The 13149-nt window shown below is 61.5% G+C and carries 13 protein-coding genes; 8 read left to right on the top strand and 5 right to left on the bottom strand.

Annotated features, from left to right (window positions below; translation table 11 throughout):
• The first annotated feature begins 94 nt into the window (after nt 1-94).
• The 8 genes from minC (at nt 95) to TK42_RS04820 (ending at nt 8223) form a co-directional block, all read left to right on the top strand.
• Nucleotides 95-832, top strand: a complete 738-nt coding sequence (minC, locus tag TK42_RS04850) for a septum site-determining protein MinC (protein WP_005789962.1) — start codon at nt 95-97, stop codon at nt 830-832.
• A gap of 199 nt (nt 833-1031) precedes the next feature.
• Nucleotides 1032-1844 carry a septum site-determining protein MinD gene (gene minD / locus TK42_RS04845; protein ID WP_103733707.1) on the top strand — a complete coding sequence of 271 codons (813 nt, stop codon included), beginning with the start codon at nt 1032-1034 and terminating at the stop codon, nt 1842-1844.
• A gap of 3 nt (nt 1845-1847) precedes the next feature.
• A complete protein-coding gene (gene minE / locus TK42_RS04840) occupies nt 1848-2102 on the top strand; it encodes a cell division topological specificity factor MinE (RefSeq protein ID WP_003175252.1) in 255 nt (84 codons plus the stop codon).
• Nucleotides 2103-2195: 93 nt separating this feature from the next.
• On the top strand, nt 2196-2831 hold the full coding sequence (locus tag TK42_RS04835) for an RluA family pseudouridine synthase (protein ID WP_005789965.1): 636 nt from the start codon (nt 2196-2198) through the stop codon (nt 2829-2831).
• Nucleotides 2832-3002: 171 nt separating this feature from the next.
• Nucleotides 3003-4292: a M18 family aminopeptidase gene (locus TK42_RS04830; protein ID WP_005789967.1), complete on the top strand. Its 1290-nt coding sequence runs from the start codon at nt 3003-3005 to the stop codon at nt 4290-4292.
• Between the two features lie 162 nt (nt 4293-4454).
• Entirely contained in the window at nt 4455-4622 is a 168-nt protein-coding gene (locus tag TK42_RS26945) for a hypothetical protein (protein ID WP_177464419.1), read from the top strand.
• 72 nt (nt 4623-4694) lie between these two features.
• Nucleotides 4695-6860, top strand: a complete 2166-nt coding sequence (locus TK42_RS04825; protein WP_103733706.1) for a mechanosensitive ion channel family protein — start codon at nt 4695-4697, stop codon at nt 6858-6860.
• Nucleotides 6861-6876: 16 nt separating this feature from the next.
• Complete coding sequence (locus TK42_RS04820; protein ID WP_032880106.1) at nt 6877-8223, top strand: amidohydrolase; 1347 nt, start codon at nt 6877-6879, stop codon at nt 8221-8223.
• A gap of 112 nt (nt 8224-8335) precedes the next feature.
• Here TK42_RS04820 and TK42_RS04815 read toward each other — a convergent pair whose 3' ends face one another.
• The 5 genes from TK42_RS04815 to TK42_RS04795 all read right to left on the bottom strand — a co-directional run bounded on the left by TK42_RS04815 (nt 8336) and on the right by TK42_RS04795 (nt 13110).
• Entirely contained in the window at nt 8336-8560 is a 225-nt protein-coding gene (locus TK42_RS04815) for an MbtH family protein (protein WP_003192847.1), read from the bottom strand.
• Between the two features lie 82 nt (nt 8561-8642).
• Nucleotides 8643-10040, bottom strand: coding sequence for an aspartate aminotransferase family protein (locus tag TK42_RS04810; protein WP_103733705.1), 1398 nt, complete (start codon nt 10038-10040; stop codon nt 8643-8645).
• A gap of 179 nt (nt 10041-10219) precedes the next feature.
• Nucleotides 10220-10987: an N-acetylmuramoyl-L-alanine amidase gene (locus TK42_RS04805; protein ID WP_103733704.1), complete on the bottom strand. Its 768-nt coding sequence runs from the start codon at nt 10985-10987 to the stop codon at nt 10220-10222.
• A gap of 123 nt (nt 10988-11110) precedes the next feature.
• The gene (locus tag TK42_RS04800) at nt 11111-12430 is read right to left on the bottom strand and encodes an ATP-binding protein (RefSeq protein ID WP_078821947.1); all 1320 of its coding nucleotides are present in this window, start codon (nt 12428-12430) and stop codon (nt 11111-11113) included.
• Nucleotides 12430-13110 carry a response regulator gene (locus TK42_RS04795; protein WP_103733703.1) on the bottom strand — a complete coding sequence of 227 codons (681 nt, stop codon included), beginning with the start codon at nt 13108-13110 and terminating at the stop codon, nt 12430-12432. Before TK42_RS04795 ends, TK42_RS04800 begins: the two co-directional genes overlap by 1 nt.
• Between the last annotated feature and the right edge of the window lie 39 nt (nt 13111-13149).

Genomic DNA, 13149 nt, shown 5'->3' with positions numbered 1-13149 from the left:
CGCGCATTCTACAACGGTTCGACTCGGCTTGCGGCGGGTGAGTGTTCTCGTTATAAGTCTCGACACTTTTCGTGACAAGCCGCTTTCGCCGACCATGAGCCAAACCGAACCGCTAGACCAAGATCCCGTGTTCCAGCTAAAAGGCAGCATGCTCGCCATTACCGTGCTGGAACTGGCGCGCAATGACCTTGATGCCCTGGACCGCCAACTGGCCGCCAAGGTTGCCCTGGCGCCAAACTTTTTCAACAACGCCCCGCTGGTGCTGGCGCTGGACAAGCTGCCGGCCGGCCAGGGCGTGATTGATTTGCCCGGGCTGATGCGCGTGTGCCGCTCCCATGGCCTGCGCACCCTGGCGATTCGTGCCAGCCGCATCGAAGACATTGCCGCCGCCATCGCCATTGAACTGCCAGTACTGCCTCCGTCCGGTGCCCGCGAGCGTCCCTTGGAACCGCTGGTCGGTGAAGAGAAGAAAAAACCGGAAAAACCACCCGAGCCTGCGATCAAGCCGACAAAGATCATCACCTCGCCGGTACGCGGCGGGCAGCAGATTTACGCCCAGGGCGGCGACCTGGTGGTGATCTCCTCGGTCAGCCCGGGGGCGGAACTTCTCGCCGATGGCAACATCCATGTATACGGCCCGATGCGCGGGCGTGCCCTCGCCGGCATCAAGGGTGATACCAGAGCGCGGATTTTCTGCCAGCAGTTGACCGCTGAGCTGGTTTCCATCGCGGGTCAGTACAAGGTTTCCGAAGATTTGCGCCGTGATCCGCTGTGGGGGGCTTCGGTACAGGTCAACCTGTCGGGCGATGTGTTGAACATCATCCGGCTTTAACGGATACTGCCGCATTTTCCAAGCATCTCTAGACTCTGATAGCAAAGCGAAACCGGCAAGACTTGTGTAGGACTTTTTGGAAGTTGGTGTTTCTCCATGGAAACTCCTTCTTTTTCCTGCAAAGGCTGTCCGCCTGCAGCGAGTTTCAAGAGATGTTTTTCAGGGACCGAAAGTCCTTTTTCCTTAGGGGTGAAACACCTTGGCCAAGATTCTCGTGGTTACATCCGGCAAGGGTGGTGTGGGTAAGACCACCACCAGCGCCGCTATCGGTACCGGCCTCGCACTGCGCGGCCACAAGACAGTCATCGTCGACTTCGACGTCGGTTTGCGTAACCTCGACCTGATCATGGGCTGCGAACGCCGCGTGGTGTACGACTTCGTCAACGTGGTGAACGGCGAAGCCAACCTGCAACAGGCCCTGATCAAGGACAAGCGCCTTGAGAACCTGTATGTACTGGCCGCCAGCCAGACCCGCGACAAAGACGCGCTGACCAAGGAAGGCGTGGGCAAGGTTCTCGCCGAGCTCAAGGAAACCTTCGAATACGTGGTGTGCGATTCCCCGGCCGGTATCGAAACCGGTGCTCACCTGGCGATGTACTTCGCCGATGAAGCCATCGTGGTGACCAACCCGGAAGTTTCCTCGGTACGTGACTCGGACCGTATGCTGGGCCTCTTGGCCAGCAAGTCCAAGCGCGCTGAAGAAGGCCAGGACGCGATCAAGGAGCACCTGTTGCTCACCCGCTACAACCCGGAGCGCGTCAACAATGGCGAGATGCTCGGCGTTGAAGACGTGAAGGAAATCCTCGCCGTGACCCTGCTGGGCGTGATTCCGGAGTCCCAGGCCGTACTGAAGGCATCCAACCAGGGCGTGCCGGTGATTCTTGACGACCAGAGCGACGCCGGCCAGGCGTACAGCGATGCAGTCGATCGCTTGCTGGGCAAGACCGTGGAACACCGCTTCCTCGATGTTAAGAAGAAGGGATTCTTCGAGCGTATCTTTGGAGGCAACTAAACAATGAAATTTCTCGACTTCTTTCGCGCCAACAAAAAGCCAAGTACCGCGTCGGTAGCGAAAGAGCGTCTACAGATCATCGTGGCGCACGAACGCGGCCAACGCAGCACGCCGGATTACCTGCCAGCCTTGCAGAAGGAACTGGTCGAGGTGATCCGCAAGTACGTCAATATCGGCAACGATGACGTGCATGTCGCTCTGGAAAATGACGGCAGCTGCTCGATTCTGGAACTCAATATCACCCTGCCCGATCGTTGATCGAAAGGGCGGTCGCCACGGCGGCTCGATCACCTTGATCCTTCGGGAACCAGGTGGGCGAGCCGCCGTTGGCGTTTGTTACGAGGCTGTTTAATGCCGCTGTCCAATATACATATCCTGCATCAGGACGACGCTGTCCTAGTGGTGAACAAGCCGACCCTGCTGCTCTCGGTGCCTGGTCGCGCCGACGACAACAAGGATTGCCTGATTACCCGCCTGCAGGAAAACGGCTACCCCGAAGCCCGTATCGTCCATCGGCTTGACTGGGAAACCTCGGGGATCATCCTGCTGGCCCGGGATGCCGACACCCATCGCGAACTGTCCCGCCAGTTTCACGACCGCGAAACAGAAAAAGCCTACACCGCCCTGGCCTGGGGCCAGCCGGAACTGGACAGCGGCAGCATCGACCTGCCCCTGCGCTACGACCCGCCGACCAAGCCACGGCATGTGGTGGACCACGAGTTCGGCAAGCACGCCCTGACCTTCTGGAAGGTGTTGGAGCGTTGCGGCGACTGGTGCCGCGTGGAGCTGACGCCGATCACCGGGCGTTCGCACCAGTTGCGTGTGCATATGCTGTCCATCGGGCATCCGTTGCTGGGTGATGGTTTGTATGCTCATGAACAAGCCTTGGCTGCCTGGCCGCGGCTGTGCCTGCATGCAAGCATGCTCAGTTTCACCCATCCACAAAGCGGCGAGCGCTTGCGCTTCGAGTGCCCTGCCCCCTTTTAAGCTGCGAACACAGGTAAATGTGGGAGGAGGCTTGCCCCCGATGGCGGAGTGTCAGTCACTGTATTTGCTCACTGACACACCGCAATCGGGAGCAAGCCCCCTCCCGCATTTGTTCTGTGCACTTCTGGCCATCGAACGGTAAACTCCGCGCATTGCTGTCTGGAGCTATTTATGCGCGAAGCGTTGAATCAAGGCCTGATCGACTTCCTCAAGGCCTCCCCTACTCCTTTTCATGCCACTGCGGCCCTCGCCCAGCGCCTGGAAGCGGCTGGTTACCAGCGTCTCGACGAGCGCGACACCTGGGCCACCGAGGCCAACGGTCGCTACTACGTGACCCGCAACGACTCCTCGATCATCGCCTTCAAGCTCGGCCGCCACTCGCCGTTGCAGGGCGGCATCCGCCTGGTCGGCGCCCACACCGACAGCCCGTGCCTGCGGGTCAAACCCCAGCCTGAGCTGCAACGCCAGGGTTTCTGGCAGTTGGGCGTGGAAGTCTACGGCGGTGCGCTGCTCGCGCCGTGGTTCGACCGCGACCTATCCCTGGCTGGCCGCGTCACCTTCCGCCGCGACGGCAAGGTCGAAAGCCAATTGATCGACTTCAAGCTGCCGATCGCCATCATTCCCAACCTGGCCATTCACCTGAACCGTGAGGCCAACCAGGGTTGGGCGATCAATGCCCAGACCGAGCTGCCGCCGATCCTTGCGCAATTTGCCGGTGACGAACGCGTGGACTTTCGCGCCGTGCTCACCGAGCAGTTGGCCCGCGAGCATGGGCTTAACGCTGATGTGGTGCTCGACTACGAGCTGAGCTTCTACGACACCCAAAGCGCGGCGGTCATCGGCCTCAATGGCGATTTCATCGCCGGTGCGCGCCTGGACAATCTGCTGTCGTGCTACGCCGGCCTGCAAGCCTTGCTGACCAGCGAGACCGACGAAACCTGCGTGCTGGTATGCAACGATCACGAAGAAGTCGGCTCCTGCTCGGCCTGCGGCGCCGATGGCCCGATGCTGGAGCAGACCCTGCGCCGCCTGTTGCCTGAAGGTGATGAGTTCGTACGCACCATTCAGAAATCACTGCTGGTATCGGCGGACAACGCCCACGGCGTGCACCCCAACTACGCCGAGAAGCACGACGCCAACCACGGTCCGAAACTCAATGCCGGGCCGGTGATCAAGGTCAACAGCAACCAGCGCTACGCCACCAACAGCGAAACTGCCGGGTTCTTCCGTCACCTGTGCATGGCCGAGGAAGTGCCGGTACAAAGCTTTGTGGTGCGCAGTGACATGGGCTGCGGCTCGACCATCGGCCCGATCACCGCCAGCCACCTGGGTGTACGCACCGTGGATATCGGCTTGCCGACGTTTGCCATGCACTCCATTCGAGAGCTGTGCGGCAGCCATGACCTGGCGCACCTGGTGAAGGTGCTGGGGGCGTTTTACGCGAGCCGCGACCTGCCCTGATTTGACGGGCAAAATGTGATCGAAATGTGGGAGGGGGCTTGCTCCCTCCCACATTTGGTTCGATGTACTGCCAAACTGACTTGTATCACCTGCACTTCCTGCAATCGCGCCTAGACTTGTCAAAACTTCCACTGCGACAAGGCTATTGCTCCCATGATTTCAATGTCCTCATTCCACGCCATGCTCATCCCCATCGTGATCGGCATGATCATGCTCGCGGTCGGTTTCAATTTTCGCGACAAGCCCCTCGGCGTGTTCGGCATGTGGGTTGGTATGCTGCTGATCCTGGGCACCGTGGTCTACAAGATCCTCGCCAAACTGGCGCAATGACAAATGCGCTCGCATTGGGCATAGCGGCCTCGTACACTCGGTCAATTCGTTGCTTTGAAGGTTGACCGCCTCGTGCTTTCCCGTCTGTTTGCCCTGCCCTGCTACCTGTTGATCGCCCTGCTCACGCTGCTGCCGCTGTCATCCGCCCAAGCCGTAGGCTTGCCCGGAATGCTGGGTGGTTCCAGCAAGACCCAACCCCAGGCTGAAGTGCCCCTGGGGCAGTCGCTGGACGAGGTGATCAAGACTCTCGAAAACGACCAACAGCGCACCCAGTTGCTGAGCGACCTGAAAAAGCTGCGCGCCGCCACGCAAAAGGCCCAACCTGCTACTGAGCAAGGTGTGCTCGGGTTGATCGGCAGCACGCTATCGGGCTTTGAACAGCAGTTTTCCGGCGCCGACAGCCCATTGGGGCGCTGGTCCAATGAAGTCGACCTGGCCAAGGATGAACTGGGCGCGCTGATGCTGCCGGCCAACGAATGGCTGCCGATCATCTTTGGTTTTGCCGTGATCCTGGCAGTGTGGAGCCTGCTGGCCGCCGCGCTGATCTGGCTCAGCCACCGGGTACGCGAGCGTTTCGGCCTGCCCGAAGAGTTACCGCAACACCCGCGCACCTGGGACATGCTGCGCTTTGCCCTGCGCAAGCTGGGCCCCTGGTTGATCGCCCTGGTGATCACGGTTTACCTGAGCTACGCCCTGCCTTCCTCCCTGGGCAAATCCCTGGCGATGGTGCTGGCTTATGCCTTGGTGGTCGGCACCTGTTTTTCGGCAATCTGCGTAATTGCCTTCTCCGTACTCGACGGCCCGCACCGCCACCGCGCCCTGTATATCCTGCGCCATCAGGCGTTCCGCCCGCTGTGGTGGATCGGCAGCTTTGCCGCCTTCGGTGAAGCCTTGAGCGATCCGCGCCTGATCGAGGCGCTCGGCCAGCACCTGGCCCACACCGCCGCAACCGTAGCCAATGTAATGGCGGCGCTGTCCACCGGCGTGTTTATCCTGCGTTTCCGCCGACCGATTGCACACCTGATCCGCAACCAGCCGCTGTCGCGCCGCCTGACCCGCCGCGCCCTCACCGACACCCTGTCGATCATCGGTACCTTCTGGTACATCCCGGCCTTGCTGCTGGTAGGTATCTCACTGTTCGCGACCTTCCTGTCGGCCGGCGACACCAGCACCGCCCTGCGCCAGTCGCTGCTGTGCACGGTGCTGCTGGTGTTGTGCATGGTGATCAACGGCCTGGTGCGCCGCCACGCCCTCAAGCCACAGCGCGGGCACAAACGCCATGCGCTGTACTCCGAACGCCTTAAAGGGTTTGTCTACACCCTGGTGCACCTGGTGGTGTGGCTGGCGTTTATCGAGCTGGGGCTGCGGGTGTGGGGCCTGTCGATGATTCGCTTTACCGAAGGTGACGGCCATGAAATAGCCGTGAAGCTGTTTGGCCTAGGTGGGACCTTGCTGTTTGCCTGGCTGATCTGGATCCTCAGCGACACCGCCATCCACCACGCCCTGACCCGCTCACGCAAAGGCCTGGCCAACGCGCGTGCGCAAACCATGATGCCGCTGATCCGCAACGTGCTGTTCGTGACCATCTTCATCATCGCCGCCATCGTGGCGCTGGCGAACATGGGCATGAACGTCACCCCATTGCTGGCCGGTGCGGGTGTAATCGGTATCGCTATCGGCTTTGGTGCGCAGTCGCTGGTAGCGGACTTGATCACTGGCTTGTTCATCATCATCGAAGACTCCCTGGCCATCGACGACTACGTAGACGTTGGCGGCCACTTGGGTACGGTGGAGGGCCTGACCATCCGCACCGTGCGCCTGCGCGATATCGACGGCATCGTGCACACCATCCCGTTCAGCGAGATCAAGAGCATCAAGAACTACTCCCGAGAGTTCGGCTACGCGATCTTCCGGGTGGCAATCCCCTACAACATGGAAATCGACGACGCAATCAAGCTGATGCGCGATGTCGGCCACGCCATGCGCAATGACCCGCTGCAACGCCGCAATATCTGGTCGCCGCTGGAAATCCAGGGCGTGGAGAGTTTCGAATCCGGCAGCGCGATCCTGCGCGCACGCTTCAAGACCGCGCCGATCAAGCAGTGGGAAGTCTCGCGAGCGTTCAACCTGTCGCTCAAGCGGCACCTGGATGAAGCAGGGCTCGACCTGGCAACGCCGCGCTTGAGCGTGCAGGTGCTGACCGCCGGCAGCGTGCAGGAGAAAGATCCACAACAATAAGCAAGCAGAGGTTGGTATGCGAATGAACGGTCTGACACACCAATGGGTTTTGGGTTTGCTCTGCGCGGTCACGAGCAGTGCAGTGATTGCCGCCAGCAGCGGCCAGGACGGTGCCAGGGAAACCATTGCCTCCCAGGCAAAAATACTCGAACCCAGCCTGTTGGAAACCCGCCGCGACATCCACGCCCATCCGGAACTGGGCAATACCGAAACCCGCACCGCCGAGTTGGTCGCCAAACAATTGCGCGAACTCGGCCTTGAGGTGAAGACCGGGGTGGCCCGCACCGGCGTCGTTGCCATATTGAAAGGCGCGCTGCCCGGCCCGACCGTGGCCCTGCGCGCCGACATGGATGCGCTGCCGGTCAAGGAAGTCGCCGACCTGCCCTTCGCCTCCAAAGCCAAGGGCACCTACCTGGGCAAGGAAGTCGATGTGATGCACGCCTGCGGTCACGACGCCCATACCGCCATCCTGCTGAGCACTGCGAAGATTCTTACCGGGATGCGCGACCGCCTGCCCGGCACCGTGGTGTTTTATTTCCAACCGGCCGAAGAAGGCCCCAGCGATTTTATCCCCGACGGCAAGAACACCTGGGGCGCGAAGATGATGGTGCAGGAAGGCGTGATGAAAGCGCCCAAGCCTGACGCGGTGTTCGGCCTGCATGTGTGGGCCGGTGTGCCTGCCGGGCAAATCGCCTACCGCCCAGGCCCGACCCTGGCCAGCTCCGACGACCTGCGCATCAGGATCCTCGGCAAACAGACCCACGCCGGCCGCCCCTGGGACGGTATCGACCCGATCACCGTTGGCGCGCAAACCATTGTCGGCCTGCAGACCGTGGTCAGCCGCCGTACCGATATTTCGTCATTCCCCTCTGTCGTGAGCATCGGCACCATCAACGGTGGTACCCGCTACAACATCATCCCCGAGTCGGTAGACATGAGCGGCACCATTCGCTCCTACGACTACGGCATTCGCCAGAAGCTGCATGCAGACGTGCGTCAAACCGTAGAGAAAATCGCCGAAAGCGGTGGCGCCAAGGCCGAAGTGACGATCATCGAGAAGTACGACCCCACCATCAACAACCCGGCGCTGACCGAGAAAATGCTGCCGAGCCTGCGCTGGGCGGCTCAGGGTGATGTGGTGCAAGGCCCGTTGGTGGGTGGCGCCGAAGACTTCTCGTTCTATGCCAAAGAGGCACCGGGGCTGTTTGTCTTCCTGGGGGTGACACCGAGGGACCAGGACATGAGCAAGGCGGCGCCGAATCACAACCCTGGGTTCTTTGTGGATGAGTCGGCGTTGGTGGTGGGCGTGAGGACGCTGGCGTCGTTGGCGACGGATTACCTCTACACCCACACCCCGCACTAATGCTTGATGTGGGAGGGGGCTTGCTCCCGATAGCAGTGTTTCAGTTGAACATTGGCTGACTGATACACCGCTATCGGGAGCAAGCCCCCTCCCACAGTCGGGCCCAAGTGAATCAGTTGGCGAGGGCGGCGCCGTCCATCTTCTGGCGCAAGCTCAACGGACGCATATCCGTCCACACTTCCTCGATATACGCCAGGCACTCCTTCTTCATGCCACTCTTGCCCACGGTTCGCCAGCCTTCAGGCACAGCCTTGTAGTCAGGCCAGATCGAATACTGCTCTTCGTGGTTGACCACTACCTGAAACAGGATGTCGTCGCGGTCAAATACTGAGGTCATTGCTGTTCTCCATCGCTCAAAGGCTGGCTGCGCACCACGCGCAGCGCTGATATCTGTAGAAACGTACCAGGCACCGCAAAAATTAAACGCCGGCAACCGCCGCCGCCAAGGCGCGCCCGAAGATCTCGGCCACCTGGTCGACTTCGGCCGCGGTGATCACCAGCGGTGGCAGAAAGCGCACCACGCCGCCATGGCGCCCGCCCATCTCCAGGATCAGCCCGCGCTTGAGGCACTCACGCTGCACCAGCGGTGCCAACAGGCGATGCACCGGCGGGTGCCCCAGGCTATCAAGCGGGCCCGTCGGATCCACCAGCTCGACCCCCAGCATCAGCCCACGACCACGGATATCCCCCAACTGCGGAAAGTCGCGCTGCAGGATGCGCAGGTGCTCGCACAGACGCTCGCCCATGGCAGCCGCATGACTGGCCAAGTCGTGATCCTTGAGGTAGCGCATCACCGCCGAGCCCGCCGCCATCGCCATCTGGTTGCCGCGGAACGTCCCGGCATGGGCACCCGGCAGCCAGGTGTCGAGCCAGTCGCGATACACCACCACCGCCAGCGGCAGGCTGCCGCCAATGGCCTTGGACATCACCACCACATCCGGAATGATGCCGGCGTGTTCGAAGGCAAACATCTTGCCGGTACGCCCAAAGCCGCTCTGGATTTCATCGATGATCAGCGCCACCCCCGCTTGCGCGGTGATACGCCTTAAGCCACGCAACCAATCGAGGTCGGCAGGGATCACGCCGCCTTCACCCTGAATCACTTCGACAATCACCGCCGCCGGCAGCACCACCCCGGCTTCGGGATCGTTGAGCAGGTTTTCCAGGTAGTGCAGGTTGGCCCGCACACCCTGGGCGCCGCCCAGCCCGAACGGGCAGCGGTAGTCATACGGAAATGGCAGGAACTGCACGCCATTGCCCAACAACGCCCCCAGCGGCTTCTTCGGCCCCAGGCTGCCCATCAAACTCAACGCCCCCTGGCTCATGCCGTGATAAGCGCCCTGGAACGACAGCACAGTGCTGCGCCCGGTGGCGGTGCGCACCAGCTTCAACGCGGCTTCCACCGCATCGGTGCCAGTGGGGCCGCAGAACTGGATTTTCGCTTCCCGCGCCAGTTCCGATGGCAGCAAGCCGAACAGGTCCTGCACGAACTGATCCTTGACCGGTGTGGTCAGGTCCAGAGTGTGCAGCGGCAACTCGTCGCTCAAGACTTGCTGGATCGCCTGGATCACCACCGGATGGTTATGCCCCAGCGCCAGGGTGCCGGCGCCGGCCAGGCAGTCGATGAAACGCCGCCCCTCGACGTCTTCCACATACAGGCCCTTGGCGCGTTTGAGCGCCAGGGGGATACGCCGCGGGTAGCTGCGGGCGTTGGACTCCTGCTGGCGCTGGCGGGCCAGCAGCGGGGTTTCGTCAAACTGGTAGAGCGTTTCCGCAGGCGCCAGGGCGTCTTCGATACGGCTGGTAGCGACTGACATCTCTCGATCCCTCAATACGCTGATGATGACCAAACTGCCGATCCGTTGGCGGCTGGCCCAAGGGCATGCGCACGGATTTCCTGTTCTGGAAACGCATCAGCTAGAACAGGATTTAGGGGGCGGCGATCGATAACTGAAGAATGAAGATGCAAATGTGGGAGCAAGCCTCCTCCCACACTTCATAGCCCGCGGTATTTGTCGTTCAGTGCATACAAGATCGCGCAGCTCTCTGCATCCAGGAACCCGCAATAATCCCTAGCCCGAAAATGCATCTGGAACGCCCGGGTGCGCTGTTCAAAGGCTCGGCGATTCTGCGCGGGCTTGTAGCCAAAACGCTGAAACGCCCGCTCTACCTCAACCTCTGGTGGCAAGCCGACACAAAAGCGGCGCTGGTACATCGCCCGTGTTGGCTCATCAAACCAGGCCCCAATACCGGCCTCATTCAGAACACGCCAGGGCAGCCGCGGCCCCGGATCACTCTTGCGCCAATAGGCCACATCCGAATGCCCGATCAGGTCAGTCGGGCCGACCTGCGGATAACGTGCAAGCACGTCGCGGACTAATGCAATCAACGCATCGATCTGTGCCGGGGAGTATTCGGGAAAGGTAAATACCCCCGCGTCATCCCGCGCCAGGTTGACGATTTCAACGCCAATCGAGCGGCTGTTGAGGTCATCCCTCCCCGCCCAATGGCTCACTCCCGCGTGCCAGGCGCGTTTGTCCTCATCCACCAGGCGAAACACGCGCAACTCTTCATAACCCGCGGCGCGGTAGCTGGATTCATCGGGGTCGGGCAGCAGATAGTGGGCGCTGACGCCATGTTGCGTAAGGGTACGCAGGGACGAAGCAAAAGGCGCCGCGGTGTAGTGCAGAATAACCTGCTGCACGGATTCACCTTGGCGGTCGTTGAAATCCCTGGCTGGGAAACTGGTGTCGATAACCAACATAAGAACCGTCCTTTTCATTTCAGGCCGAATCATTCGGCCCGTTCAAGCGCAAAAAAATTACCGCCATCCTGAAGGGTTGAATGTCAGGCGGGCGGTAATTACTTGGCACATGAAAAGCAAGGGTCAGCGGCGCAGCGGCATACCCAGCTCAACCCGCAAGCCGTCCGGCTGGCTGTCGAACTCAAGCGAGCAGGCGCAGCGCTGCACAATCGCCTGCACGATCGCCAGGCCCAGGCCGCAGCCTTCGCTGTTGCCATTACGCCAGAAGCGCTGGGTAAGGTATTGCAGGTCTTCGCTGGAGATCTGCTTGCCATGGTCACGCACGCGGAACACCACGTTATCCGGGGTAGAAAACACGTGCAGTTCCACGCGGGTATCGGCGGGGGTATGGCGCAAGGCGTTGTCCAGCAGGTTACGCAAGGCCGCGACGGCGAGGCCTACGGGCATTTCTACCGGAACGTGGGAGAGGTCCGGCGCAAGAATAAGATCGATACGGGAATTGTCACCGGCATTGGCGTCCTGGATCGCCAACCTGGCGACTTCTTCGGCACTGGACTGCAAGCCATCGTCAAACGACAAGCTGCCCTCCACCCGCGCCAACAGCAACAATTGCTCCAGCGTGCGATGCAAGCGGTCGGCTCCCTCCTCGGCGTGCGCCAGCGACTGGTCGCGCGCCGCACCTTCGGTCATGCGCGCCACTTGCAGGTGGGTCTTGATTGCCGTCAACGGGCTGCGCAGTTCATGGGCCGCGTCACCGGTCAGGCGGCGCTCGCGCTCGATGGTCTTGGCGATGCGCTGCAACAGTTGGTTCTGGGTGTCGAGCAACGGCTTGAGCTCGCTGGGCAACGGGTGAATCTGCAAGGGTTCGAGAGAGTCGGCGCTGCGGCGCATCAAGGCGTCGCGCATACGATTGAGCGGCACCAGGCTCTGGCCGATGCCCAGCCACAACAGGCACAGGCAACCAAGCAATGCCACGCCGACCGGTACCGATGCTGCCAGCAGGATCGACAGGTTGAGTGCCTCACGCTCCACCTGGCGGTCTGCGGTGGTGATCAGCAGGTCGCCCCGGGACAGGGTGAAACTGCGCCAACCCACGCCATCGATCATCTGGTCACGAAAACCACTCCTGCGCGACTCCAGACCTTCATCCGGGGTCGTGTGGCTGCGTGCCAGGATCTCGCCGCGCAAGGAGCTGACCTGACAGGCCATGCCCCCCGGCACATTCAATTGTTCGGTGCGCAAATGTGCACCACCGCTGACGCTGGCCAAACCCGGCATCTGCTCGGTGAGCCCGGCTACCATGCGCGCCGAGGCCACCAGGCGCTGGTCGAGGGAGAACATCATCTGGTTGCGCAAATCGTTGAGCATCCAGGCGGCCGCCAGCACCCAGATCAGCACAAAAGCGGCGCCCAGCTTGAACGTCAGGCGCAGGCGCAAGCTCATCACTGAGTGTTCTCTCCTGCATCAGCCGGCCCCAGGCGATAGCCCAAGCCCCTGACGGTCTCGACGATGCCATTGCCCAACTTGCGCCGCAGGTGATGGATATGCACGTTGAGCGCGTTGCTTTCCAGCTCATCACTGAACCCGTAGATGCTGTCCTTGAGCTGCTCGCTGGACAACACACGGCCCTTGTTGTGCAGCAGCGCCTGCAACAGCGCCTGTTCGCGACGGGACAGGTCCACCGGCCGGCCATCCAGGAAGGTCTCGCGGCTGCTGGGGTCGTAGGCCAGGCGGCCGTGCTCGATCAGGTTGACACTGCGCCCCGCCACCCGGCGCAACAGGGTTTGCAGGCGGGCGGCGAGTTCGCGCAGGTCGAAGGGCTTGAGCAGGTAGTCATCGGCGCCAGCTTGCAGGCCGTCGACGCGGTTGGTCACCGAGTCCCGCGCGGTGAGGATCAGCACGGGAATTTCCAGGCCCTGGCTGCGCTGTTGTTGCAGCAGCTTGAGGCCATCTTCGTCAGGCAGGCCGAGGTCGAGCACCATGATGTCGAACGCTGCAGCCTTGAGCATCGCCCTGGCGGCTGCGGCCGTGGCCACGCGCTCGACCGTAAAGCCCTGGGCACCGAGGCCGGCCACGATACCGCTGGCGATCAGTTCGTCGTCTTCACAGACCAGTACGTGCATGCTGAACCCTTCATGAAAGATGGGGGTGATTAGAAAAGC

The sequence above is a fragment of the Pseudomonas sp. GZJR-8 genome, from assembly GCF_002916705.1.
In the GTDB taxonomy this organism is placed as follows: domain Bacteria; phylum Pseudomonadota; class Gammaproteobacteria; order Pseudomonadales; family Pseudomonadaceae; genus Aquipseudomonas; species Aquipseudomonas synxantha_A.
This window is presented reverse-complemented; position numbering and strand designations above follow the sequence as displayed.

What these genes read in the sequence shown, in the direction of transcription:
- minC (WP_005789962.1), top strand. Translation starts at nt 95, where the DNA reads ATGAGCCAAACCGAACCGCTAGACCAAGATCCCGTGTTCCAGCTAAAA.
- minE (WP_003175252.1), top strand. Translation starts at nt 1,848, where the DNA reads ATGAAATTTCTCGACTTCTTTCGCGCCAACAAAAAGCCAAGTACCGCG.
- TK42_RS04835 (WP_005789965.1), top strand. Translation starts at nt 2,196, where the DNA reads ATGCCGCTGTCCAATATACATATCCTGCATCAGGACGACGCTGTCCTA.
- TK42_RS04830 (WP_005789967.1), top strand. Translation starts at nt 3,003, where the DNA reads ATGCGCGAAGCGTTGAATCAAGGCCTGATCGACTTCCTCAAGGCCTCC.
- TK42_RS26945 (WP_177464419.1), top strand. Translation starts at nt 4,455, where the DNA reads ATGTCCTCATTCCACGCCATGCTCATCCCCATCGTGATCGGCATGATC.
- TK42_RS04820 (WP_032880106.1), top strand. Translation starts at nt 6,877, where the DNA reads ATGCGAATGAACGGTCTGACACACCAATGGGTTTTGGGTTTGCTCTGC.
- TK42_RS04815 (WP_003192847.1), bottom strand. Translation starts at nt 8,560, where the DNA reads ATGACCTCAGTATTTGACCGCGACGACATCCTGTTTCAGGTAGTGGTC.
- TK42_RS04810 (WP_103733705.1), bottom strand. Translation starts at nt 10,040, where the DNA reads ATGTCAGTCGCTACCAGCCGTATCGAAGACGCCCTGGCGCCTGCGGAA.
- TK42_RS04805 (WP_103733704.1), bottom strand. Translation starts at nt 10,987, where the DNA reads ATGTTGGTTATCGACACCAGTTTCCCAGCCAGGGATTTCAACGACCGC.
- TK42_RS04800 (WP_078821947.1), bottom strand. Translation starts at nt 12,430, where the DNA reads ATGAGCTTGCGCCTGCGCCTGACGTTCAAGCTGGGCGCCGCTTTTGTG.
- TK42_RS04795 (WP_103733703.1), bottom strand. Translation starts at nt 13,110, where the DNA reads ATGCACGTACTGGTCTGTGAAGACGACGAACTGATCGCCAGCGGTATC.